Here is a 23,682-nt window from a genome sequence, read left to right on the forward strand (position 1 = left end):
CCGGGTGACCGCCCGGACACGCCACCGCCCGGGCCCGGCCGCACGGTGGCGGTGGACGGGCCCGGGCGGGCGTCCGGCGGGGACTGTTCCGCGACCGGGTCGCGGGCTCCGCCGGCCTACCGGTAGAGGGTGATCGCGACCTCGGCGCCGTACTCGATCGGCTGGTTGAGCGGCAGCGTGAAGGGATCGCCCCACCACGGCGGCGGAGGCGGCGGCCGGCGCCACCACCAGTACAGCCACCACCAGAGGTCGTTGCCGCACCAGGCCGAGTAGAGGTAGTCGTCGACGGCCACGATCGCCAGCGGGCCGCCCGGCTTGGCGGCACCGGTCGCCGTCGTCACCGACTGCTGCCACCCGCCGGCCATGTTGGTCACCACCCGGACCGCGCCGTCGGAGCCGGCGAAGAACACGTTCGACGGGCCGCCGGTGAACTGCGCCGCCGCGAGGCGGGCGCCGGGCGGGGCCGCGCCGGCACCGGTGATCGCCACCGGCTGCCAGGGGTCGGGGAGCGGGGTGAAGGTGAAGCCCACCTGCCAGATCCGGCCGTCCAGCCCGGCGACGTACGCCTGCACCCCCGCCGTGGCGGCCACGGCGACCCCGCCGCCGGGCGGTGCCAGGCCCGCCGGACCGGCCGGGATCGTCGCCCAGGTGCCGGCGGAGGTACGCCAGACCGAGGTCAGCGCGCCGTCGGCACCGACGAAGACCACCCCCGGCATGGTGGACTGCCGGGCCGCGGCGACGACCGCCCCGGGCGGCGCGAGGCCGGGCGCGGACACCCGCTGCGGGCCGCTGCCGGGCCGCACCAGGCGGTTGTAGGAGGCGCTGTAGATCGCCCCGTCGGTGCCGGCGAAGAAGACGTGCAGGTAACCGGCCGAGTCGGTCACCGCGCTCACCTTGGCCCCGGGCGGGGCGAGGCCGGCCGCCCCGTCCCGGTACACGCTGATGTTGGAGGTGGCCGAGCTGGTGACGGCGGCGACGAGCCCGCCCTGGGTGCCGATGACGAACGCGGCGACGTTGCCGTCCGGCTGCCGGGCGGCACCGACGCCCGCGTTCGGCGGGGCGACCGCCGTGCTGCCGAACGGGGTGATGCCGGCCGACGACGCCAGGTAGAGGCGCCCGTCCTGGCCGACGGTGAAGCTCACGACCTGCGACGCCGCGGCCTGCGCGGCCCGTACGGGTGGCGCCCCGGTCGGGGTGACGGTCAGAGCCAGTGCGGCTGCGACCGCCACCGCGACGCGGGGTCGTCGGAAGCGGGTGGGTATCACGTTGTCCTCTCCGTTCGCCGGGTACTGGGAGGACAGGTTCTCGGCCCGGGCGAGGTCATCGCCAGATGTCGACCGAACGGGTAGCCATCTGCGCGAACACCTATCCGGCGAAGCTCCACAGCCCGCCGTCCGGCGCCCCGAGTCACCCCCGCCCCGGCCACCCGCCTCCCGTTCACGGGGCCGATGAGCAGGGGAAACCCGCGCCGCCGCCGGCCCGCCCGCCGTCCGGCGTCCGGGAATCCGCCGGACGGCCCGCGCTTGCGGCATCGTTCAGGCTGGGGCACCGGTCGCTACGCCGGGTCCGCCCGGGGTCGGCCAGGGGCGGGTGGGAGCCCGACGTCGAGGTCCCGGCGGGCGGTGCGGACGGGTTCAGGGGGTGCCCCGGGCGTCGGGGTCCAGCCTGGCCCGGACCTGGTCGGCGTCCGGGTGACCGAGCCGGTCGAGAATGTCGACCGCCCGGCGCCAGGCGGTGCGGGCTGCCCCGGGAGCCCCGGCGGCGTGGCGGGTGTCGCCGAGGTGCGTCAGCGTGGTGGCCTCGAAGTAGCGCTCGCCGGCCTCCCGCCAGAGCGCGAGCGCGCGTTCGTAGCAGTCGACGGCCTCCGCGGCCTGGCCGAGGTGGTGGTGCGCGTAGCCGAGGCTGTCCCAGGCGTGGGCCTCCCAGTACCGGTTGCCGGCGCGCTGCTGCTGGGCGAGGGCCTGCCGGCAGTAGTCGAGCGCGCGCCGGTGGTCCCCGAGCTGGATGTGGTACCAGCCGATGTTGTTGAGCGCGTTGCCCTGACCGTAGGCGTGACCCGCCGTCTCGAACAGGTCGAAGGCGCGCTGCGCGTGCCCGAGGGCCTGCCGGTGGTGGCCCTGCCGTTCGGCCAGGATGCCGAGGTTGAGCTGGGTCCGGGCACTGCCGACGTGGTCGCCGAGCGCGCCGTGCAGGTCGAGGGCCTGCTCCAGATGCGCACGGGCCTCGTCGTGGGCGCCCAGCCGCAGACAAGCCACGGCGCGGTTGCGGTGCGCCCTGGCCTGCCCGTTGCGGTCGCCCGCCTGCGCGGCGGCGCGCAGCGCCAACTGCTGAGCGGTGGACTGGTCCTGCCAGGCCCCCACCCGGTCGAGGTAGGTGTTGACGCTCCAGGCGAGCTGCCAGGCGTGGGCCCCGAAGCCGTTGCCGGCGGCGAGGGCGACGGCGGCGAGCAGCACCCGGTGCTCGGCGGTGAGCCAGGCCCACGCCTCGTCGCGGTCGCGCAGGTCCGGCAGCGCCGCACCGGGGTCCACCGCCGGCAGGTCGATGTGGTCGCGGTGCCGGTACAGCAGCAGGTCTGCGGCGTGGGCGGCGTGCAGGTAGTGGTCGAGCAGTCGGCCCAGCGCGGCCCGACGCACGGGTTCGGGGTCGGTGGTCCGGGTCAGCTCGGCGGCGTACACGGCGAGGAGGTCGTGCAGGGCGTACCGGCCGGGGATGGGCTCGGCGAGCAGGTTCGCCCGGGCCAGGGTCGCCAGCGGTCCCCGCACCCGCGCGACGGTGGTGTCCGCGAGGCTGGCGGCGGCCGCGACGGAGATGTCCGGGCCTGGGTGCAGCCCGAGCAGCCGGAACAGCACCGCCGCCGGCGGCTCCAGGCTCTGGTACGACCAGGACAGCACCGACCGCACGTCGGCAGCGGCCTCCCCGCCGCAGAAGCCGTCGAGGCTGCCCCGCGTGTCGTCCAACTCGTCGGCGAGCCGGGCGAGCCGGAACTCCGGTTGGGTGGCGGCCCGCGCGGCGACGACGGCCAGGGCCAGCGGCAGCCCCGCCGACGCCCCGACGATCCGGTCCACCGCGTCCGGCTCCTCGGCCACCCGCGCCGCGCCGAGACGTCGGGACAGCAGCTCGCGGGCCTCGGCGGCGGACAGCAGGTCCAGGGCGAGCGGGTGGGCGCCCTGGACGGCGACGAGGCCCGGCAGCCGGTGCCGGCTGGTCACCAGCACCAGGCAGCCCGGCGAGCCGGGCAACAGCGGTCGCACCTGGTCGGCGTCGCGCGCGTTGTCCAGCAGCACGAGCATCCGCCGGCCGGCCAGCAGGCTGCGGAAGAGCCCGGCCTGGGCGGCGAGCCCGGTCGGGATCCGTTCCGGCGGCACCGCAAGCGCCTCCAGGAAGCCGCCCAGCGCCTCCGCCGGGCTCGTCGTCGCCCCGTCGGGGTCGAACCCGCGCAGGTTGACGTAGAGCTGCCCGTCCGGGAACCGGTCGGCCACCTGGTGTGCCCAGTGCACGGCGAGGGCGGTCTTGCCGACCCCCGCCGTCCCGCCGATCGCGGAGATCAGCACCGTGCCCGGCACGCCGGCCGGGTCGGCCAGCAGCGCGGTCAACGCGGCGAGCTGGGGCGTCCGCCCCACGAAGTGCGGCGCCGCCGCGGGCAACTGCCGGGGCACCATCCACTGACCGGCCGTCCGCCGGTCCTGGCCGGCAGGCTCGGCCGGCTGTGCGGCCGGCGCGGCCCGGGCCCGACGGCCGAGTTCGGCCCGGGCCGCGCCGCAGAGCCGGTCGCCGGCCCGCGCGGCGTCCGCCGCCCGCAACAGGCGCCAGTGCGCGGCCTCCCACCGGGCGAGTTCCGTCAGCTCCGCCGGCAGCCGGGCGCCGACCTGCTCGGCGTGGGCCCGGCAGGCGCCGACGTACGCGACGACGAAGTCCCACTCGGGCAGGGACTTGGCGTTGAGCTTGTCGCTGAGGGTGGACCGGGCGAGCGGCCGCCCCAGCCCTGCGGCGACCGCGACCAGCGTGTTCAACGACGGTCCCCCGGCGAGCATCCGGAGCCGCGTGAGCTCGCCGACGAACACCACGAGCGCGTCCCGACCGGGCTCCGCCACGCCCCACCTCCCCGACGCACGGACGAGCTTCGATGAGTTGGGGTCAGCGTAGCGGCAGCGGGGGTGGGACGGCCGCCGCCGACGGCGGCCGCATCGGGGGCGGCCGCGTCGGGGGCGGTCGTGACTGCCGGACAGCGGACAGCGCGGCCCCCGGAGTCGCTACCGTGGACGGTGTTCCTGCGGTTTGGTGCTCCCCCAGTTCCTGACGAACCTGTTGGCGGCCCCGCCCGGAGCCGCCCTGGCCTCGAGGATCCGCGATGAGTGACCAGAATGCCGACAGTCCCTTCGCCGCGAAGCCGACCGGGGCCGGTCCGCCCGCTGACGCCGCCCTCCTCGGCCCCGTGCGGGGAGAGAAGCCGCGCGGCCTGCTCGGCGACGCCTGGTGCGACCTGCGTCGCCGGCCGCTGTTCTGGGTCTCCGCGACCCTCATCGCCGGGTTCGTGCTGATGGCCGCGTTCCCCTCGCTGTTCACCTCGGGCGACCCGGTCAACGGCGTGGTGTCGCGCAACTTCGGCACGCCCTCTTCGCACGCCTGGTTCGGCTACGACGTGCAGGGCCGGGACGTCTACGCCCGGGTGATCTACGGAGCCCGCGCCTCGATCGTGGTGGCGCTGCTCTCCACCGCCGGCACGCTGCTGATCGGCGGCGCCATGGGCATGATCGCCGGTTACCGCGGCGGCTGGGTGGACGCCCTGCTCTCCCGCTTCGCCGACGTCTTCTTCGGCCTGCCCTTCGTCCTCGGCGCGATCGTCATCCTGAGCACCTTCAACGGCGCGGGGGCGAGCAACAGCGAGTGGCGGATCATGGGCCTGGTGATCATGTCCCTGGTCGTCCTGATATGGCCGGTCGTGATGCGGCTGATGCGTTCCTCGGTGCTGGCCACCAGGGAGGCCGACTACGTCGTGGCCGCCCGGGCGCTGGGCGCGAGCACCGGCCGGATCGTCCTCAAGCACCTGCTGCCGAACTGCCTGGCCCCGCTGCTGGTCTACGGCACCATTCTGGTCGGGTCGTTCATCGGCGTGGAGGCCACCCTGTCCTTCCTGGGCATCGGGCTGAAGACCCCGGTGGTGTCATGGGGGATCATGATCAGCGAGTCGCAGGACTACATCCGGGCCTCGCCCTTCCTGCTCTTCTTCCCCGCCATGTTCCTGGTCACCGCCGTGCTCAGCTTCGTGATGCTCGGCGAGGCGATCCGCGAGGCCCTCGACCCGAAGCTGCGCTGACCACAGCCCGGTCCGGTCACCCAACGCGATCAGCAAATTCCACATGGCAACCATCCCGCCGTTCGGGCAGACTGTAGCCGGCTGCGACCCATCGACAGCCATGGCCGTTCCGCTGCGTCAAACGGGGTGCCTCACATGGAAGCTGACTGCCACGTGCCCGATCCGTCCCGGCCGGCGCCGGGTGGACGGTGCGACTGATGCGGCCGGCCGGCCCGCCTCGGCAGCTGGTGCTGTTCCGGGCGCTCGTCGCGGGCACCTCGATCTCGGCGTTCGGCAGCTACCTCAACATGGTGGCGCTCAACCTCTTCGTCTACCAGGCGACCGGCAGCGCCCTGCAGACCGGCGGGTTCATGGCGCTGCGGCTGGGGGCCGGCTTCGTCGCCGGCCTGGTCGGCGGCACCGTGGCGGCCCGGCTGCCCCGCAGGCCGGTGATGGTGGCCTGCGACCTGACGCAGGCCGTCGCGCTCGTCGCCCTGGTGCTCGCCCCGTCCTCGGTGCGCCTCGGCCTGCTGCCGCTGGTCGCCGTGGCCACCGGCCTGCTCGGCACCACGTCCACAGTGTTGCTGCGCAGCAGCGTGCCGGACCTGGTGGGCGCGGCGGACCGGGTGACGGCCAACGGCCTGCTGGTCACCGGACGGGCCATCGCGATGGCCCTCGGCTTCGCCGCCGGCGGGGTGCTGGTCGGCTGGTGGGGCTACCGAGCGGCGTTCCTCGTGGACGCGGGGACGTTCGTCGTCTCGGCGACCCTGCTGGCCGCGCTGCCACTGCCGTTCCCGTCCCGCCGGTCCCGAACCGCCCAGCCCGCGGCGGTGAAGCCGATGGACGGCACCCGCCGGCACCGCCGGGAGACCCTCGCCGCGTTGGTGGCGGCACCCGTGATCCTCGTCGTCGTGCTGGTCCGGGCGGTCGACGCGCTCGGCTCCGCCTCGCACAACGTGGGCCTGCCGGTGTACGCCACCCAGGTCCAACCGCAGGACCCCGCCGCGTTCGTGGGGCACTTCTTCGCCGTCTGGGCCGTCGGCCTGTTCGCCGCCCACCAGGTGGTGCGCCGGCTCGGGACCGGACGATCCGGGTTGGACGGGCCCCGGCGCAGCGAGACCGGATTCGTCGTGGGCACCTGTCTGATGTCGGCCGCGTTCATCGTGGCCTTCACCGACCTGCCCGGACAGTGGGTCCTGCTGGTGGCGTTCGTGGCCGGGGCCGCCGACGGGTTCACCGAGATCACCTACACCACCCGGCTGCAGGCGGAACCGGACCCGCAGCGCGGCTGGTTCTTCGGCCTGACCGCGATGGCCGAGAACGGCGGCCTGGGCCTGGGCATGCTGCTCGCCGCCGGGCTGCTGGAGGTGTGGCGACCGCTGTACGTGGCCGCCGCGATGCACGGCGCGGTGGTTGTCCTGGCCCTCGGCGTCGTCCTGTTCGGACTGCTCCACCGCCACACGGCCACCCCGGTCGAGGGTGCCCCCGACCCGCCGGCCGACGCCCTGGCCCCGGCCGAGGGGAGCCGGCCGTGACCGACGAACTACTCCAAGCGCTGACCGGCCGCCCCGAGATCGCCGAGGCCGCTGTGCTGACCCGGACGGCGCGCGACGGACGCCGGTGGCGGGTCGCGTACGTGGTGCCGGCCGAGGGAACGCCGGTCGACCGGGTGCGCCGCACCGCGGAGGCCGCCGCGCTGACCCTGCCCCGGCCGGCCGGCCCGCCGCTCGCGGTGGCGGTGGTCTCCGGCATTCCCCGGACCGCCGAGGGCGTGCCCGACGAGTCGGCCCTGGCCGTGCTGCCGGTCGCCGACACGGTCGGCGTTCCGGTGCTCGCGGCGCCCGCGCCGCAGGTGGGCCGGCGGCACCTGGGCGAGCTGGTCGCGCTGCCGCCGCGCTGGGCGACCGAACGGCGGGTCACCCCGGACACCGTCGTTGGTCCGGCCGGACCGGCACCGGTCGACCGGGACGCCCCGCCGGCCGTCGCGCAGGGTGCGCCGGTCGTGGCCGAGCCCGGGGACCCGGCCACGCTGCCGGAGGCCCTGCTGCGGGCGGCGGAACGGTGGCCGCAGCGCGGCGTACGGGTCGTGGAGGCCGACGGCACCCGGCTGCTGTCGTACCCCGAACTGCTCGCCGCCGCGCGGCGGACGCTGGGCGGCCTGCGCGCGGCCGGCCTGTCCCCCGGCGACCCGGTGGTCCTGCACGTGCCCTCGCTGGCCGACCACTTCGTCGCGCTGTGGGCGTGCCTGCTGGGCGGCCTGCGGGCGGTGGCGGTCGCGCAGGCCCCCGGGTACGGGGCGCGCAACGCCACGCTGGACAAGCTGGAGCACGCGTGGCGCGGCCTCGGCCACCCCGTCGTGCTCTCCGGCGGCCCCACGGTGGGACACCTCGTCGGGTACGCCGAGCGGGAGGGGATCGTCGGGCTGCGCGTGCTCGACGTCGCCCGGTGCGCCGACCACCCGCCGGCCGAGGAACTGCCCCCTCCGGCGCCCGACGACGTGGCCATGCTCCAGCTGTCGTCCGGCAGCACGAGCCGCTCGAAGGTCATCCCGCTCACCCACCGGGGCATCGTCGGCTACGCGCGCGGCGCCCGGCAGGTCGGCCGGATGCGGACGGGCGACGAGGTGCTCAACTGGCTGCCGCTCGACCACGTCGGCGGGATCGTCATGATGCACCTCGGGCCGGTCGTGCTCGGCTGCGGCACCACGCACGTGGCCACCGGTCTGGTGCTCGCCGACCCACTGCTCTGGCTCGACCTGCTCCAGCGCCACGAGGTGCGGCACAGCTGGTCGCCGAACTTCGGCTACAAGCTGGTCTCGGAGGCGTTGCGCGGACACCCGGACCGCGACTGGGACCTGCGCGGCGTACGCAGCCTGATCAACGCCGGGGAGCAGTGCACGGCCCCGGTGACCCGACGGTTCCTGGCGGACGTGCGGCGCTTCGGGGTGCGGCCCGACGTCCTCCTGCTGGCCTGGGGAATGGCCGAGACCTGCACCGCGATCAGCTACCAGCCGTTCGACGACAGCTCCGTGCAGCACGTCGAGCTGCACGCCGACGGCACCCGGGTACGGCTGCGCGACTCCCCCGGCCCGGGGGCGACCAGCTTCCTGACCATGGGCGTCCCGGCGCCCGGCGCCCGCTTCCGGATCGCCGCCCCCGACGGTCGCACCGCCCGGCCCGAGCGGCACATCGGCCGGTTGCAGGTCACCTCCGACCGGGTGACCCCCGGCTATCTCGGCAACGACGAGGCCAACCGGGCGGCCTTCCCCGACGGCGCCTGGTTCGACACCGGCGACCTCGCGTTCCTCGCCGGCGGCCGGCTCACCGTCACGGGCCGGGAGAAGGAAGTCATCATCGTCAACGGCGTCCACCACTTCTGCCACGAGATCGAGGACGCGGTGGGCGGGGTGGACGGCGTCGCGGCGAGCTTCGTCGCGGCGGTCGGCGCGCCGGGGGCCGACGGCACCGAGCAGGTCGTGGTCCTGTTCGTCGACGAACGGGGCCTCGACGCCAACCTGCTGGCCCGGATCCGGGGCCGGCTGGCGGAGCGGCTCCAACTGTCCGCGGTGCGGCTGGTGCCGATCGGGCGGGACGCGTTCGGGAAGACCACCAGCGGCAAGATCCAGCGCAGCGGCATGCGGGCCCGCCTGCTCTCCGGCGGGTACGAGGCCGCCCAGCGCCGGGTCGAGGTGCTGGAGGCCGGCCCAGACACCGTGCCCGACTGCGTGCACCGGCTGGCGTGGGCCCCCCGGTCCCTGCCCGCCGGCCCGGTTCCGGGGCCGGTACTCGTGATCGGCGACCGGCTCGGGCTCGCCACCGCCCTGCGCGACGCACTGCCCGACGTGCTGGTCGTCGACGGCGCGGGGCGGCCCGGTCCGGTCGCGCCCGCCCTGGAGGCGGGGACGGACGGCGTGGAACGCGGCCGCGCGTTCGGCGGGCGCCAGAGCCTGCCGGGGCAGGTCGTCTTCGCCGCCAGCTACCTGCCGACCCCGGCCCCGGACGACGCGTCGGCGGTCGACGCGGCCGTCGAGGTCTGCGGAAACGGGGCACTGGACCTGCTGCGCACGCTCGCCGACGCCGGCTGGACCGGCACGCTGTTGACGCTCAGTCGCGGGCTGTACCGCATCCGGGGCGACGAGCCGGGCTGTTATCCGGCAGCGCTCACCGCTGGTCTCGCCGAGACCTTCGCCGTCGAGCATCCCGGAGTAACCGCCCGGCACCTCGACCTGCCCGGCCGGGACGTGGCCGAGGACGCCGCCGCCGTGGCGATGGCCCTCGGGTGGACGCACCGCGAGCCGGTGGTCGCCTGGCGGGACGGCCCGCTGGTGCGCACCCTGCACCGCGACGTACCGGCTGTCGGCGTCGCCTCGGCCGGCACCGGCGACGCGGGCGGCGGCGTGCGTGGCATGGGCGACACCGCCGACCTGGGCGTGGGCGGTGGCGTTGACGGTGGCGGTGGCGGTGGCCCGGCGGGGCCTGCGGTGCCGCCCGGCACCCGGTGGCTCGTCACCGGCGGGCTCGGCGGGGTGGCCCGCACGGTCCTCGGCCGGCTCGCCACCGACCTCGACCTGCATCTCCTCGTCGTCGGCCGCACCCCGGCCCCGCAGGCCGTCGAGCGGCTGGCCGAGCTGGCCGACAGCGGCGCCCGGGTGCACTACAGCGCCGTCGACGTCACTGACGGCGACGCCCTGGAGGCGGCCGTGGCCGCCGCCGAACGTCGATGGCAGGCCCCGCTCGACGGGGTGCTGCACCTCGCCGGCGACTACCGGCACGCCCCGCTGGCCGGGGCCGCGACCCGGTGGCGGGCCGACGCGGCGGCGAAGGTCGACGGGAGCCTGAGTGTGGTCCGGCTGCTGCGCAGGCGGCCGGGCAGCCGCCTGGTGGCGTTCTCGTCGCTGCTGACCCTGACGCCCGTGGTCGGGGCCGGGAGCTACGTGGCCGGCAACCGGTTCGTCGAGGCGCTCTGCGAGCATCTGCGCCCCGAACTTCCGGCGCACTGCGTGAGCTGGGGGCTGTGGCGGGGGGTCGGGCTCGCCGCCGCCCAGGACGGCGTCGAGCAGGCCACCCGGCGGCACCTGCTCGCGTTCTCCCCCACCGAGGGGCGGGCGCTGACCCGGCTGGCCCTGCACCGACCGCCCGGACACCTACTGGTCGGGGTCAACCCCGACGCGGGCCGGGTCCGACACCTGCTGCGGCCGGTCCGGCCGTTGGAGGGCGTCGCCGCCGGCACGCCCGACCCGGTGGACGCCTTCGGAACCCCCGCACCGGTGGTGCCGTGCCCGGCCGCCCCTTCACCGGCCGCCGCCCCGTCGGGCGGGACCGGCGCGCCCGCGGCCGGTCCCGGCAGGCAGCCCACGCCGGCCCCCGGCGCGCCGCCGCCGCCAACTCCGGGGCCACCGCCGGCTGTTGCCGGGACGCCACCGCCGGCCGTGAACGGAACGCCGCCGCTGGCCGGGGCCGGGACGCCACCGCCGGCCGCGAATGGAACGCCGCCGCTGGCCGGGGCCCGGCCTGCGGAGGTCGGTGCGCCCGCGCGCGATCCACTGGTGGTGGCGCGCCTCGTCCGAGAGGTGCTGCGAGAGACTGTGCCGGGCACGGCCGACGACCGGACCGCGTTCCACGACGCCGGCCTCGACTCCGTCCGCCTGGTGCGGCTGCACATCCGGCTGCAGCAGGCGCTGGGCGCGCAGTTCCCGTTGGTCACGCTCTTCACCCACGGCACCCCGGCCGCACTGGTGGCGCACCTGGTCGAGCTGCTGTGCGGCGCCGGGCCCCGCCGGGACGGACCGGCCGACGCCGGGGCGACGGACGACCGGCGGATCGCGATCGTCGGCATGGCGCTGCGCTTCCCGGGCGCCGACACCGCCGGACGGTACTGGCGGAACCTGCTGGCCGGGCAGGTCGACGTACGGCGGTTCGGCCGGGACGAGCTGCTGGCCGCCGGCTGGCCCGCGGCCGTGGTCGACGACGACGCCTTCGTCCCGGTCAGCGGCGCGCTGGACGACATCGAGGGCTTCGACGCCGAGATGTTCGGCATCACCCCGCGCGAGGCCGCGCTGACCGATCCCCAGCAGCGGCTGTTCCTCCAGGTCTGCCACGAGGCGTTGGAGGACGGCGGGTACGCGGGCACCGACCGCCGGGTCGGGGTGTACGCCGGCTCCGGCATGCACCTGTACTCGCTGCGCTCGTACCTGCTGGATCGGCTGGCCGGCACGGACCCGACGGACCAGCTCGCGGCGTTGCAGGTGACCATCGGCAACCAGCCGGACTTCCTGGCGACCCGGGTGGCGTACCGGCTGGGCCTGACCGGGCCGGCGCTGAGCGTGCAGACGGCCTGCTCCACCTCGCTGGTCGCGGTACACCTGGCGGTCCGGTCGCTGCTGGCGGGCGAGACCGACCTGGCGCTGGCCGGGGCCGCCGCCCTGCACGTGCCCCGGGTTGCCGGCTACCGCCACGCGGCCGGCTCCATCCTGTCCCGGGCGGGCGTGTGCCGGGCGTTCGACGCGGAGGCCGACGGCACGGTGGGCGGCAACGGCGTCGCCGCGGTGCTGCTCAAGCGGCTCGGCGACGCGCTCGCCGACGGCGACACCGTGCACGCGGTGATCCTGGGTACGGCGGTCAACAACGACGGCGCCGACAAGAGCGGCTACACGGCGCCGACGGTGGGCGGTCACGCCGCGGTCATCCGGGAGGCACTGTCCGTGGCGGGTGTCGACCCGGCGTCGGTGGGCTACCTGGAGACCCACGGCACCGGCACCCCGGTCGGCGACCCGATCGAGGTGGCCGCCCTGCACGCGGTGTTCGGCCAGCGGCACGCCCCGCTGCCGCTGGGCGCGGTCAAGGCCAACATCGGCCACCTGGACACCTGCGCCGGCATGGCCGGGCTGATCAAGGCAGCCCTGGCCGTCCGGCACGGGCAGGTGCCTCCCCTGGCCAACCTGCGTCGGCCGAACCCGCAGCTCCGCCTGGCCGAGGGCCCGTTCCGGCTGCCCACGTCGGCGCAGCCGTGGCCGGTGCCCGGTCCACGCCGCGCCGGGGTGTCGTCGCTGGGTGTCGGTGGCACGAACGCCCACGTGGTCGTCGAGGAGCCGCCGGTCACGGCCCCGGCCGACCCGGACACCGGCCCCGTGGTCGTGCCGCTGTCCGCGCACACGCCCGAGGCGCTGGGCCTGCTCGCCGACCGGGTCGCGGACCGGCTGGCCGCCGCCGACCCACCCCGCGCCCAGGACGTACTGGTCACCCTGAGCACCGGCCGGCGACGGCGTCGGCACCGGCGGGTGGCGTGGGCGGCCACCCCCGGCGCGGCGGCGGCCCTGCTGCGACCTACGGCGAGGGACGCACCCTCCCCGGTCGGCCCGGACGGCGACGTCCTGCCCGGCACGGTGACCGGGACCGTCCCCGACGGCGGCCCCGGGCCGGTCGTCTTCGCGCTGACCGGGCAGGGTGTGGACTGCCGCGCCGCGGCGGTCGGCCTGTCGGCTCACGAACCCGCCCGGGAGGTGCTGGAACGCTGCGCCGCGCAGTACCGGCAGGCGTGGGGCGTGGACCTGCTGGCGGCGATGCGGGGCGGGCCGCACCAGTGGACCACGGCGACCGTGCAGCCGGCCCTGTTCGCGGTGCAGGTCGCCCAGGCCCGGCTGCTCGAGTCGGTCGGGGTGCGACCCGACGTCCTGATCGGACACAGCGCCGGCGAGTACGCCGCGCTCTGCCTCGCCGGCGCGCTCTCCGTCGAGGACGGCCTGCACCTGGCCGCCGTGCGGGGGCAACTCATGCAGGGCGGCACGCCACCGGGCGCAGCCCTCGCCGTGCTGGCCGACGAATCCGTACTGGACCGGTTGCTGGAGCAGGTCGACGGCGTGGAGCGGACCGTACGCAACGGGCCGCGCCGGCACGTGGTGGCCGGTCCCCCAGGGGCGGTCCGCCGGTTGGGCAGCCTGCTCGACGACGCGAAGGTGCCGCACCGGCCCCTGCCGGTGGACCGCGCGTTCCACTCCGCCCTACTGGAGCCGGTGCTGGACGACCTAGCCGCCCGCGCTGCGACCCTCACCTGGCGGCCTCTGCACACGTCGTTCGTCACCGGGCTCGGCGGCGCCCGCCGCACGCCCGGCACCCTGCTCGGCTCCGAGCACGTGCGCCGGCAGACCCGGGAGCGGGCCGACTACGCCGCCGGCGTGGACGCCCTGGTCGCCGACGGCTGTACCACTTTCGTCGAGCTGGGCCCGGGGGCGGTGCTCACCGGGCTGGGCCGGCAGTGGCCGGACACCACCTGGATCCCCGTGCGAGGCCGGCGCGGCGACAGCCAGGACCACCACCAGCGCGAACCCGCCGAACCCGTCGTGGCGGCCCTGGCCTCCTTGTTCTGCCGAGGCGTCGAGGTCGACTGGGCGGCGCTGGCACCCGGGGGCCGGCGGGTGCCGCTGCCCACCCACCCCTTCCGGCCGACCAGGCACTGGGTCGAGACCCGCCCCGCGACGCCTGCCGTCCCGTCCGTCGAACCCGGCGCAGGAGGTTCCCCCGTCATGTCCACGGCCAACCCGGCGAACCCCATCGACGACCTCGTCCTGCGTCAAGTGCGCGAGCTAACCGCCGGGCAGCTCGGCATGGAGCCCGACCGGGTTCCGGCCGACACGCCCTTCTTCGACCTGGGCGCCGACTCGCTGTTGATGATCAACCTGCTTCGCGAGCTGGAGACCGCCTTCGGCATCCGGATCGCCATGCGGGAACTGTTCGAGGATCTCGACAGCCCGCACCGCCTGACGGCGGCGATCGTCGAGCGGATGCCCCCGCAGCGGCGCGCCACCCTGGCCGGGGCTGCGGCCCCCGTCCCGGGCACACCGCCCGGGCCGGCCGCCACCTCGGCCGCCCCACCCGCGATCGGCGTCGGACCGAGCGGTCCGGGCGGAACGGGTGGAACGGGTGGAACGGGTGGAGCAGGCGGAACAGGCGGTCCGAGGGATCCGGGCGGAACGGGTGGGTGGCCTGGGCTCGCCGTCACCGCCGCAGGATCCGGTGCCGATCCGCTCGACGGTGAGACCGCCGCCGTGCCGGCGTCCACCAGTGCGGCGACGCTGCCGGCACCCACCGCCCCGGCGACGCTGCCGACGCCCGCCGTGCCGGCGGCGACGATGCCGGCGGCCCACGCGTACGGTGCGGGCGTCGTCGGGGCGGCACCGGCCCACGACCCGGGCGCGCTGTCGGTGGTGCACTCGCAGCTCGCCCTGATGGGTCAGTTCACCGACCTGATGGCCCGGCAGCTCTCGGCGCTCGGAGGCGTCCCGTCGCCGGCCGGCGGACCGGACTCCCTCCCGCATCAGCCGGCACCGGCGGCACCGGCGGGCATGGTCGCACCGCCAGGCCCGGTCGCACCGGGCCCCGGCATCGCCCTACCAGCCGCCCCACCAGCCGCGTCGCGGAAGACCCTGGCGCCGTCGACCGATCCGCCGGCCGCCGCCGTGCCGTCGGCGGAGGAACCGGCGGCGCAGGTCGGGCCGAGGCCCGTAGCGGTGGGCGCCGGCATGGGCGGCAACCGCCTCGACGCACGCCAGCAGGCGCACCTCGCCGACCTGGTACGCCGCTACGTCGCGAAGACCCCCACCTCCCGGGAGCTCACCCAGCGGCACCGGGCGCGGCTCGCGGACAGCCGGGCGGTGGTGGGCTTCCGCCGGACCACCAAGGAGATGCTCTACCCGCTGGCAGCCCGGCGGGCTCGGGGCGCCCGGCTGGAGGACGTCGACGGCAACAGCTACCTCGACATCACCATGGGGTTCGGGGCGCTGCTGTTCGGCCACGAACCGGAGTTCCTGACCCGGGCAGTGGCCGCCCACCTCGACGACGGCCTGCGGTTGGGCCCGCGCGGCGCGGAGGCCGGGGAGGCTGCGGAGCTGCTTTGCGAGCTGACCGGGATGGACCGCGCCGCGTTCGCCACCACCGGCACGGAGGCGAACTCCGCGGCGTTCCGGCTGGCCCGCGCGTACACCGGCCGCCCGCTCGTGGTCACCTTCACGGGTTCGTACCACGGCCACTTCGACCCGGTGCTGGGCAGCGGGGTCCGGTCCGGCGACGGCTGGCGTACGGTGCCGGTCTCCGCCGGCATCCCTGACTCGGCCGTCGCGGACGTGCTGGTCCTGCCCTACGACGACGCGCAGAGCCTCGACGTAATCGCCCGCGCCGCCGACCGGATCGCGGCGGTGGTGGTGGAACCGGTACGCAGCCGGTACCCCGACCGGCAGCCGGCCGAGTTCCTCCGCGCGTTGCGCGAGTCCTGCGACCGGCACGGCATGGTGCTGCTCTTCGACGAGATGCTCACCGGCTTCCGGCCACACGTGCGGGGCGCCCAGGGCGTCTTCGGTGTCCAGGCCGACCTCGCCACGTACGGCAAGGTGATCGGTGGCGGCTTCCCAGTCGGCGCGGTCGCCGGCCGCGCCGACATCATGGACTGGGTCGACGGCGGCTTCTGGCGGTACGGCGACGACAGCGCCCCGCCGCAGGACACTACTTTCTTCGGCGGCACCTACATTCAGCATCCGGTGTCGATGGTGGCCGTCAGGGCGGTGCTGTCCGAGCTGCGCCGCCGGGGCCCGGCGTTGCAGCAGGGGCTGAACCGGCGGACCGAACGGCTGGCGGCGACGATCAACGACTTCTGCGCCGCCGAGGACTTCCCGCTGCGCGTGCGCCACTTCGGGTCGCTGTTCCGGTTCGCCTCCACCGCCGACCTGGACCTGCTGTTCCACCACCTGCTGCTGGCCGGGGTGTACGTGTGGGAGTGGCGCAACTTCTTCCTCTCCGACGCGCACACCGACGCCGATGTCGACGTGGTGGCCGACGCCGTCCGCCAGTCGCTGTCCGACCTGCGCGCCGGCGGTTTCCTGCCGGGCGGCCTCGGCACCCCCGCGACCCGGGCAGCCCCGGCCCCGGCTCCGGCCCCGACCCCGGCTCCGGCCGCGATGCCGACGGCACCGACCGCACCGACCGCAGGGAACCGGTCCGCGTCGGCACCGGTCACAGTTCCCCGGTTGCCCGCCGGCGGTGACACCGAATTCGGCGCGGCGGCGGGCGGCAGCCGGTCAGGGCCCGGACATCCGCCGGACCTGAGCCTCTACTTCTTCGGCGACTACCCCCAGGAGAGCGTCCAGGACCGGTACGCCGCCGTGCTCGACGCGGCGGAGTTCGCCGACACCCACGGCCTGTACGCGGTATGGCTGCCCGAGCGGCACTTCGACTCGTTCGGCGGCATCTTCCCCAACCCGTCGGTGCTGGCGGCGGCGGTGGCGGCCCGGACGAGGCGGGTCCGGGTGCACGCCGGCTGTGCGGTGCTGCCCCTGCACGACCCGATCCGGGTGGCCGAGGAGTGGTCGGTGGTTGACAACCTCTCCGGCGGTCGGGTGGGGATCGGCTGCGCCAGCGGCTGGCACGCCCGTGACTTCGTGCTCGCGCCGCAGGCGTACGGGCGGCACCGCGAGGTGATGTACGAGTCCGTCGCCCAGATCCGTGACCTCTGGCGAGGGCTGCCGGTCACCCGTACCGCCGGCAACGGGGAACCGGTGCAGGTGCGGCTGTTCCCCCGGCCCGTGCAGGACCTGCCACCGCTGTTCACCGCGGTCGTCGGCAACCCGGACAGCTACCGCCGGGCCGCGGCGGCCGACCTCGGCATCATCACCAACCTGATGGCGCAGGGCGTGGCGGAGCTGGCCGACAACATCGCGCTGTACCGCCGGACCAGGGTCGAGCACGGCCTGGCGCCCAACGGGCGGGTCGTCCTGCTGCTGCACACGTACCTCGGCCCGGACGGCGACCGGGCGCGCACCGAGGCGTTCGGCCCGTTCTGTGCCTACCTGCGCTCGTCGCTGGCGCTGTTCGGGCAGGTGACCAACAGCCTCGGCGTGACCATCGACCTGGAGCGCACCGCGCCGGAGGACGTCGACTTCCTGTTGGAGCGGGCCTACCAGCGCTACACCACCGACCGGGCGCTGATCGGCAGCCCGCAGGAGGCCCGGGCCGTGGTGGAGCGCCTCGCCGCGCTCGGGGTGGACGAGATCGGCTGCTTCGTCGACTTCGGCCTGCCCCCGGACCGGATGCTGGCCGGGCTGACCGGCATCGACCAGCTCGGCGCCCTGCTGCGACGCCCCGACCCGGGTCCACCACCGGCGGACGACCCGACGGCGCCGACCGACGACCCGGCCCCGACGGCGGACGGCCCGACGGCGGGGTCCGTGGCGGCGGACGACCCGACGGGAACCGGGGTACCCGCCACCGAGGCCCAGCGCGAGATCTGGTTCGCCGAGCGGATGCTGCCGCGCCGGCCGACCTACACCGAGTCGCAGGTGGTGCGCCTGGACGGGCCGCTCGACGTCGCGGCGCTGCGTACCGCCGTCGCCCTGGTGGTGCGGCGGCACCCGGCGCTGCGGTCGACCTTCCGCGAGGTCGACGGTGAGCCACGCCAACTGGCAGGCCCACCCGGCCCGGTCGAGCTGCCGGTACGGGACGCGGCCGGCGAGGATGTGGCGTCGGCGGCGGCCCGCGCGGCCCGCGAGGAGACCGCGCACCGCTTCGACCTGTCCGCCGGACCGCTGTTCGCGCCCCGGCTGGTCCGGATCGACGACCGGCAGCACCTGCTCGTGCTCCGGATGCACCACCTGGTGATCGACACGCTGTCGGCGGGGGTGCTGGCCCGGGAGATCGCGGCGGGCTACCGGGCGGCGATCGCCGGCCGGCCGGTGGAGCTGCCCCAGCCGCCGCCGTGGCCCGTGCCCGTGGACGACGTGCCGGCGGAGACGGCCGACGAGCAGCTCGCGTACTGGACGCGTCGACTCGCGGGGCCGCTGCCCCGGCTCGACCTGCCGACCGACCGGCCGCGCCCGGCGACCCCCAGCGGCGTCGGCGCGGTGGCCGGCGGCGTCCTGGACGCGGAGTTGACGAGGGCGGTGCGGGACTTCGGCCGGCGCTGCCGGGCGACCCCGTTCATGGTGCTGCTGGCCGGTTTCGCGGCGGTGCTCGGCGACCAGGGCCGGCAACCCGACCTGGTGATCGGCGCCCCCGTCGCGCACCGGCCCCGCGACGCGCGGGACGCGGTCGGGCTGTTCGTCACCATGCTGCCGCTGCGGCTGGCGGTGGCCGGCGGCGCGGGCCTCGCGGACCTCGTCCGCTGCGCCCGCACCGCGTTGCTCGACGCGCACGAGCACCGCGACGTGCCGCTGCACCGGGTGGTGCGGGCGCTGGGCATCGAACCGGAGGCCGGCCGGCACCCGCTGTTCGACGTGGTGGTCGAGTACGACAACGAGGCGGTCTTCGAGCTCGACCTGCCCGGGGTGCGGGCCACCCTGCTCGACGCGGCCGTGGAGCGGGCCCCGTTCGACCTGACGCTGTTCCTCACCGACCTCGGCGACACCGTCCGCTGCCAACTGCACTACGCGACCGACCTGTTCGACGCGGCCACCGCCCGACGGGTGCTCGACCGGCTGGCCGAGGTGCTGCGGGCGGGGATCCGGCGACCGGACGAGCCGCTACGCGCGCTGCTCGGCCCCATCGCGACCGGGTCGGACCCGATCGCCCGGTGGCAGGACGGCGGGCCGCCGGCCGAGGGCGCCGACGCGGAGCTGCCCGGGCTGCTCGACGTCCGCCGGGCCGTCGTGGTGGACCCGGACGGGGAGCAGCTGCCCGGGCCGGAGCTGGACCGGCGGGCCGACGCGGTGGCGGCGGCGCTCGCCGCGGCGGGCGTCGGCCGGGGGGACCTGGTCGGTGTCCAGCTGCCCCGCAGCGCCGACGCCGTCGCGGCGATGCTCGGCGTGCTGTGGGCCGGTGCCGCCTATGTTCCGCTGGCGCCCGAGCAACCGGCCGCCCGGCTGGCCGGCATAGTCGCCCGGGCCGGCATCCGGGTGGTGGTGTCCCGGTCGAGCACGCCACCGCTGACCGACACGGTGACCTCGCTGCACATGGACCGGCTCGCCCCCGGTGCACCGGGCGCCGTCGCCGGCTCCGACCCGACGGGCGCCGCCGCTGCCGCCGCGCCGGACGGCGTCGCGGCCCGCGTGCAGCGGGCGGGCGGCTCGCCGGAGGACCTGGCGTACGTCATCTTCACCTCCGGCTCCACCGGCCGACCGAAGGGATGCGTGATCGGTCACGGGGCGATCGCCAACACCGTCGCCTGGTACACCCGGGACCTGGGGATCACCGCCCGCGATCGGCTCAGCTGGTTCTGCAGCCCGGGCTTCGACGCGTCCGGCATCGAGGTGTGGCCGGCGCTGCGGGCCGGCGCGACGCTGCACGTGGTGCCCGACGACGTCCGGCTCGACGCCGGCCGCCTGCGGGACTGGCTGGTGGACACCGGCGTCACCGTGTCGATGGTGCCCACGCCGGTCGGCGAGCTGCTGCTCGACCAGGACTGGTCGGCCGGGCCCCGGCCGGCCCTGCGGCACCTCGTCGTCGGCGGCGACCGGCTGCGCCGTGGAGTGCCGGCGGACCTGCCGTTCACCGTCACCAACGTGTACGGACCGACCGAGGCGACCGTGGTCTCCACCTGGGCGCACCTGGACGCCGCCGACGGGGACGTGCCGCCGATCGGCCGGCCGGTGCCCGGCACCTGGGTACGGGTGCTCGACGACGACGGCCGGCCCGTGCCGGTGGGTGTCCCCGGCGAGTTGTACCTCGGCGGCGTCCAGCTCGGCCGGGGCTACCTGGACGCCCCGGAGGAGACGGCCGCCCGGTTCCTCCGGCACCCGGGGCTGGGTCCGGTGTTCCGGACCGGCGACGTGGTCCGGTGGCGGGCCGACGGGCAGTTGGAGTTCCTGCACCGCACCGACGCCCAGGTGCAGATCCGCGGGTTCCGGGTGGAGCCCGGCGAGGCGGAGCATCACCTGCGCGGCCTCGACGGGGTCCACGACGCCGCCGTGCGGGCCTGGCCGGACGCGGACGGCCGGGCCTACCTCGCCGGATACGTGGTCCCGGCGCGGGACGGGGTCGATCCGTCGGAACTGGCCCGCCGGCTGGCCGGGCGGCTCCCGGAGTACCTGGTGCCGACGGCGTGGACGGTGCTGCCCGCGCTGCCCACCACCGACAGCGGCAAGATCGACCGGGCCGCGCTGCCGGAGCCGGACCTGGACGCCCCGCGCCGGGCCGGCGCCGGCACAGCGCCCGCGACCGCCCTGGAGCGACGGTTGCACGACGCCTGGTGCACCGAACTGGGCGCCGAGGCGATCGGGGTGGAGACCAGTTTCTTCGAGCTGGGCGGCACTTCGCTGACCGCGTTGCGGTTGCTGAACCGGGTGGCCGTCGAGACCGGCGGCACGGACGAGGTGCTCGACTTCCTGCGCCGGCCCACCATCCGGGCGATGGCGCACCGGCTGACGCTCTCCGTCCCGGCCGCAGGGCGGGCGGACCCGGACCAGGCGGACACGGACCAGGCGGGTGACGGCGACCCGACCGAGACGGGCACCGACCGGCCGGAGCGCGTCCGGGGGTGGCTGTGACCGGCACCGGGTCCGAGGTGGACGAGCTGCTGCGGTTGCTGCGCAGTCGGGACGTGCGCCTCGCCGTACGCGGGTCGCGGCTGGACTACGACGCCCCGGCCGAGGCGCTGGACGCGGGCCTGATCGCGACGATGCGGCGGCTCAAGCCGGACCTGGTGGACCGCCTCCGCGCCACCGACCCGCCCGGCCCAGACCTCGGCAACGGCCCCGGTCCGGACGACGGCGGCAGCGGCCCGACCGATGGCAGCATCGGCGGCGGGGACGTTCAGGTCCTGGCGACGGCGCCGGCCAGCTTCGGGCAGGCCCGGCAGTACCGGATGACCGTGGACAGCGAAACCCCGCAGATGCTGACCGTGGCGTTGCGCTTCGCGCTGCGCGGCCCGCTGGACCGCCCGGCGCTGGAGCGGGCGCTGACCGACCTCACGGTCCGGCACGCCGTGCTGCGCACCAGGTACGCGATGCGCGGCGCCGAGGTGTGGCAGGAGGTGCTCGCCGCCCGCCCGGTGCCGGTGCCGGTCCGGTCGGTCGCCCCCGGCCAGCTCGACGACGCGGCGCGGGAGTGGGCCGGCGTGCCGTTCGCCCTGCGGGCGGAGCCCGGCTTCCGCGCGGTGCTGTTCCGGCCGGAGCCGACCGCCCCGGTCGGCGGGACCGACCGGGACTGGGACCGGCACGAACTGGTCCTCGCCCTGCACCACGGGATCGTCGACGGGTGGTCGGCGCAGGTGCTGATACGTGACCTCGGCGAGCTGTACCGGGCGGCGGTCACCGGGCAGCCGGCCGACCTGCCGCCGCTGGCCGCCGGCTTCGTCGACTTCAGCCGGTGGGAACGCGGGTACCTGGCCCTGGAGTCGACCCGCCGGACGGTCCGGGCGTGGGCCGACGAGGTGCGCGGGGAGGCGGCGCCGCTGCGGCTGCCCACCGACCGGCCGCGCGGGGCCGCCACCACCGACGCCGGCGGTCACGTCAGCGCCGTCGTCACACCCGAGCTGGTCTCGGCGGTGGCCGCGCACGCGGTACGCCGGGACGTGACGCCCTTCGTGGTGCTGGCGGCGGCCTTCGCCTGGCTTCTGCACCGGCTGACCGGGGTGTCGAGCGTGCCGCTGACCGTGCCGGTGGCCAACCGCAGCGATCCGCGGTTCGACGAGGTGGTCGGGGTGTTCGCCCACGCGCCCTGGCTCGTCGTGCCGGTGCGGGGAGCGGAGTCGTTCGACGCGCTGGTCGGGCGGACGGCCCGGGCGACCTGGCAGGTCCTGGCCCGGCAGTCGGTGCCGTTGGCGGTCCAGAGCGAGGCGCTCGGGAACGCGTTCGCCGGCAGTCCGAACCGGGTCTACCTGTCCGTGCTGGACCTGGCCGAGCCGATCCTGCACCTGGTCGGGATCGACCCGGTGCCCGCGCAGGACGTGCTGCTGGCCGGCGCGCGTGCCGACCTGACCTGGCACGTGCGCCCGACGCCGGACGGCGGGATGTCGCTGGTCGTCGAGTACGCCGCCACCCTGTTCGACCCCGGCACGGTGTCCGGCTGGGTGGACCGGTACCTGCGGCTGCTGCCCCGGCTGCTGGCCGCGCCGAACGCCCCGCTGCCCCGCCACCACGACGAAGGAGAACCGGCATGAAACCCCAGCTTCTGGTGGTGACCCCCGGCGGACAGTGGTTCCGGGAGTACCTGCTGAGCAGCATCAGCCAGGACTACCGGATGCACCTGTTCTGCGACCGGGAACCGGCCTGGGAACGGGAGTACCTGCACGGCTGGACGGTGCTGAACACCCTCGACGTGGACGCCATGACCGCCGCCGCCCGAGCGGTGTCGGCCGAGAACCGCATCGACGGGGTGATCTGCTGGGACGAGACCCGGATCCTGGGCGCCTCGCGGGTGGCCGAGGCACTCGGGCTGCCGGGCGGCGACCCCGAGGTGGTGGCCCGCTGCCGGGACAAGCACCGCACCCGGCTGGCGCTGGCCGCCCGGAACGTGCCGCAGCCACGCTCGCTGCCGGTCGCCGACGTCGACGCGGCGCTGGCCGCCGGCCGGTCGACCGGCTACCCGGCCGTGCTGAAGCCCCGCGCGCTGGGCGGCAGCATCGGGGTCACGGTGGTGCGCTCGCCGGCGGAGGTGGCCGCGGGGTTCGCGATCGCCGACACCGGCCACGCCGCGCTGCCCGAGGTCCCCGCCGACGACTGGGGGATCCTGTGGGAGGAGTACGCCGACGGGCCGGAGATCAGCGTCGACGCGGCGGTGTTCCGGGGTGAGGTGTGGCCGATCTGCGTGGGCCACAAGCAGCTCGGCTTCGCGCCGCACTGCGAGGAGGTCGGCCACCTCGTCGACGGCGCCGACCCGTTGCTGACCGATCCGGAGCTGCTCGCCGTGCTGCGGGAGACCCACGCCGCGCTCGGCTTCACCGACGGCATGACACACACCGAGCTGCGGCTGACCGCCGCCGGCCCGCGGGTGATCGAAGTCAACGCGCGCGTCGGCGGCGACCTGATCCCGTACCTCGGGCTGCTCGTCGGCGGGACCGACCCGGGGCTGGCTGCGGCGGCGATCGCCTGCGGTCGGCAGCCGCGCACGGTGCCGCCGGCGGCCCGGGTCGCGGCGATCCGGTTCTTCTACCCGGAGCGCGACGACACGGTTGTCGGGTCGGTGCGCGTCGACGGCGGCCTGCCGCCCGCGGTCGACCGGTTCGTCGTGCTGGCCGAGCCGGGCGCCTCGCTGTCGCCGCCGCCGAAGGGCACGATGGTGGGCCGGGTCGCCTACGCCACGGTCGTGGCCGACAACCGCCGGGAGTGCCTTGCGGCCCTGGACGCGGTGCAGGAGCGCCTGCGCATCCTGCCGCCGGACGCCGCCTGAACCGTCCCGCGCCCGCCGGACGGCGGTGCACTGTGGACGGCCGGCTGATCGGCGGCGTCCGGGGGCGGGCATGATTCCCTGAGCCGG

General features: G+C 76.1%; 7 protein-coding genes. 5 read left to right on the forward strand and 2 right to left on the reverse strand.

Annotated features, from left to right (window positions below; translation table 11 throughout):
* Nucleotides 1–116 precede the first annotated feature (116 nt).
* Nucleotides 117–1,229, reverse strand: coding sequence for a hypothetical protein (locus OG617_RS32855; RefSeq protein ID WP_405096861.1), 1,113 nt, complete (start codon nucleotides 1,227–1,229; stop codon nucleotides 117–119).
* Between the two features lie 405 nt (nucleotides 1,230–1,634).
* The gene (locus tag OG617_RS32860) at nucleotides 1,635–4,091 is read right to left on the reverse strand and encodes an ATP-binding protein (protein WP_405096863.1); all 2,457 of its coding nucleotides are present in this window, start codon (nucleotides 4,089–4,091) and stop codon (nucleotides 1,635–1,637) included.
* Nucleotides 4,092–4,348: 257 nt separating this feature from the next.
* Here OG617_RS32860 and OG617_RS32865 point away from each other — a divergent pair, with 257 nt between their 5' ends.
* The 5 genes from OG617_RS32865 (at nucleotide 4,349) to OG617_RS32885 (ending at nucleotide 23,595) form a co-directional block, all read left to right on the forward strand.
* Nucleotides 4,349–5,314, forward strand: a complete 966-nt coding sequence (locus OG617_RS32865; RefSeq protein WP_405096865.1) for an ABC transporter permease — start codon at nucleotides 4,349–4,351, stop codon at nucleotides 5,312–5,314.
* A gap of 197 nt (nucleotides 5,315–5,511) precedes the next feature.
* Complete coding sequence (locus OG617_RS32870; protein ID WP_405104040.1) at nucleotides 5,512–6,828, forward strand: MFS transporter; 1,317 nt, start codon at nucleotides 5,512–5,514, stop codon at nucleotides 6,826–6,828.
* The gene (locus OG617_RS32875) at nucleotides 6,825–20,753 is read left to right on the forward strand and encodes an amino acid adenylation domain-containing protein (RefSeq protein ID WP_405096867.1); all 13,929 of its coding nucleotides are present in this window, start codon (nucleotides 6,825–6,827) and stop codon (nucleotides 20,751–20,753) included. The genes OG617_RS32870 and OG617_RS32875 overlap by 4 nt, the downstream gene beginning before the upstream one ends.
* Entirely contained in the window at nucleotides 20,750–22,366 is a 1,617-nt protein-coding gene (locus OG617_RS32880) for a condensation domain-containing protein (protein ID WP_405096869.1), read from the forward strand. The genes OG617_RS32875 and OG617_RS32880 overlap by 4 nt, the downstream gene beginning before the upstream one ends.
* On the forward strand, nucleotides 22,363–23,595 hold the full coding sequence (locus tag OG617_RS32885; protein WP_405096871.1) for an ATP-grasp domain-containing protein: 1,233 nt from the start codon (nucleotides 22,363–22,365) through the stop codon (nucleotides 23,593–23,595). Before OG617_RS32880 ends, OG617_RS32885 begins: the two co-directional genes overlap by 4 nt.
* Nucleotides 23,596–23,682: the final 87 nt, after the last annotated feature.

It is taken from the genome of Micromonospora sp. NBC_01412 (genome assembly GCF_045040215.1).
GTDB classification, from domain to species: domain Bacteria; phylum Actinomycetota; class Actinomycetes; order Mycobacteriales; family Micromonosporaceae; genus Micromonospora; species Micromonospora rubida.

What these genes read in the sequence shown, in the direction of transcription:
- OG617_RS32865 (WP_405096865.1), top strand. Translation starts at nt 4,349, where the DNA reads ATGAGTGACCAGAATGCCGACAGTCCCTTCGCCGCGAAGCCGACCGGG.
- OG617_RS32870 (WP_405104040.1), top strand. Translation starts at nt 5,512, where the DNA reads ATGCGGCCGGCCGGCCCGCCTCGGCAGCTGGTGCTGTTCCGGGCGCTC.
- OG617_RS32885 (WP_405096871.1), top strand. Translation starts at nt 22,363, where the DNA reads ATGAAACCCCAGCTTCTGGTGGTGACCCCCGGCGGACAGTGGTTCCGG.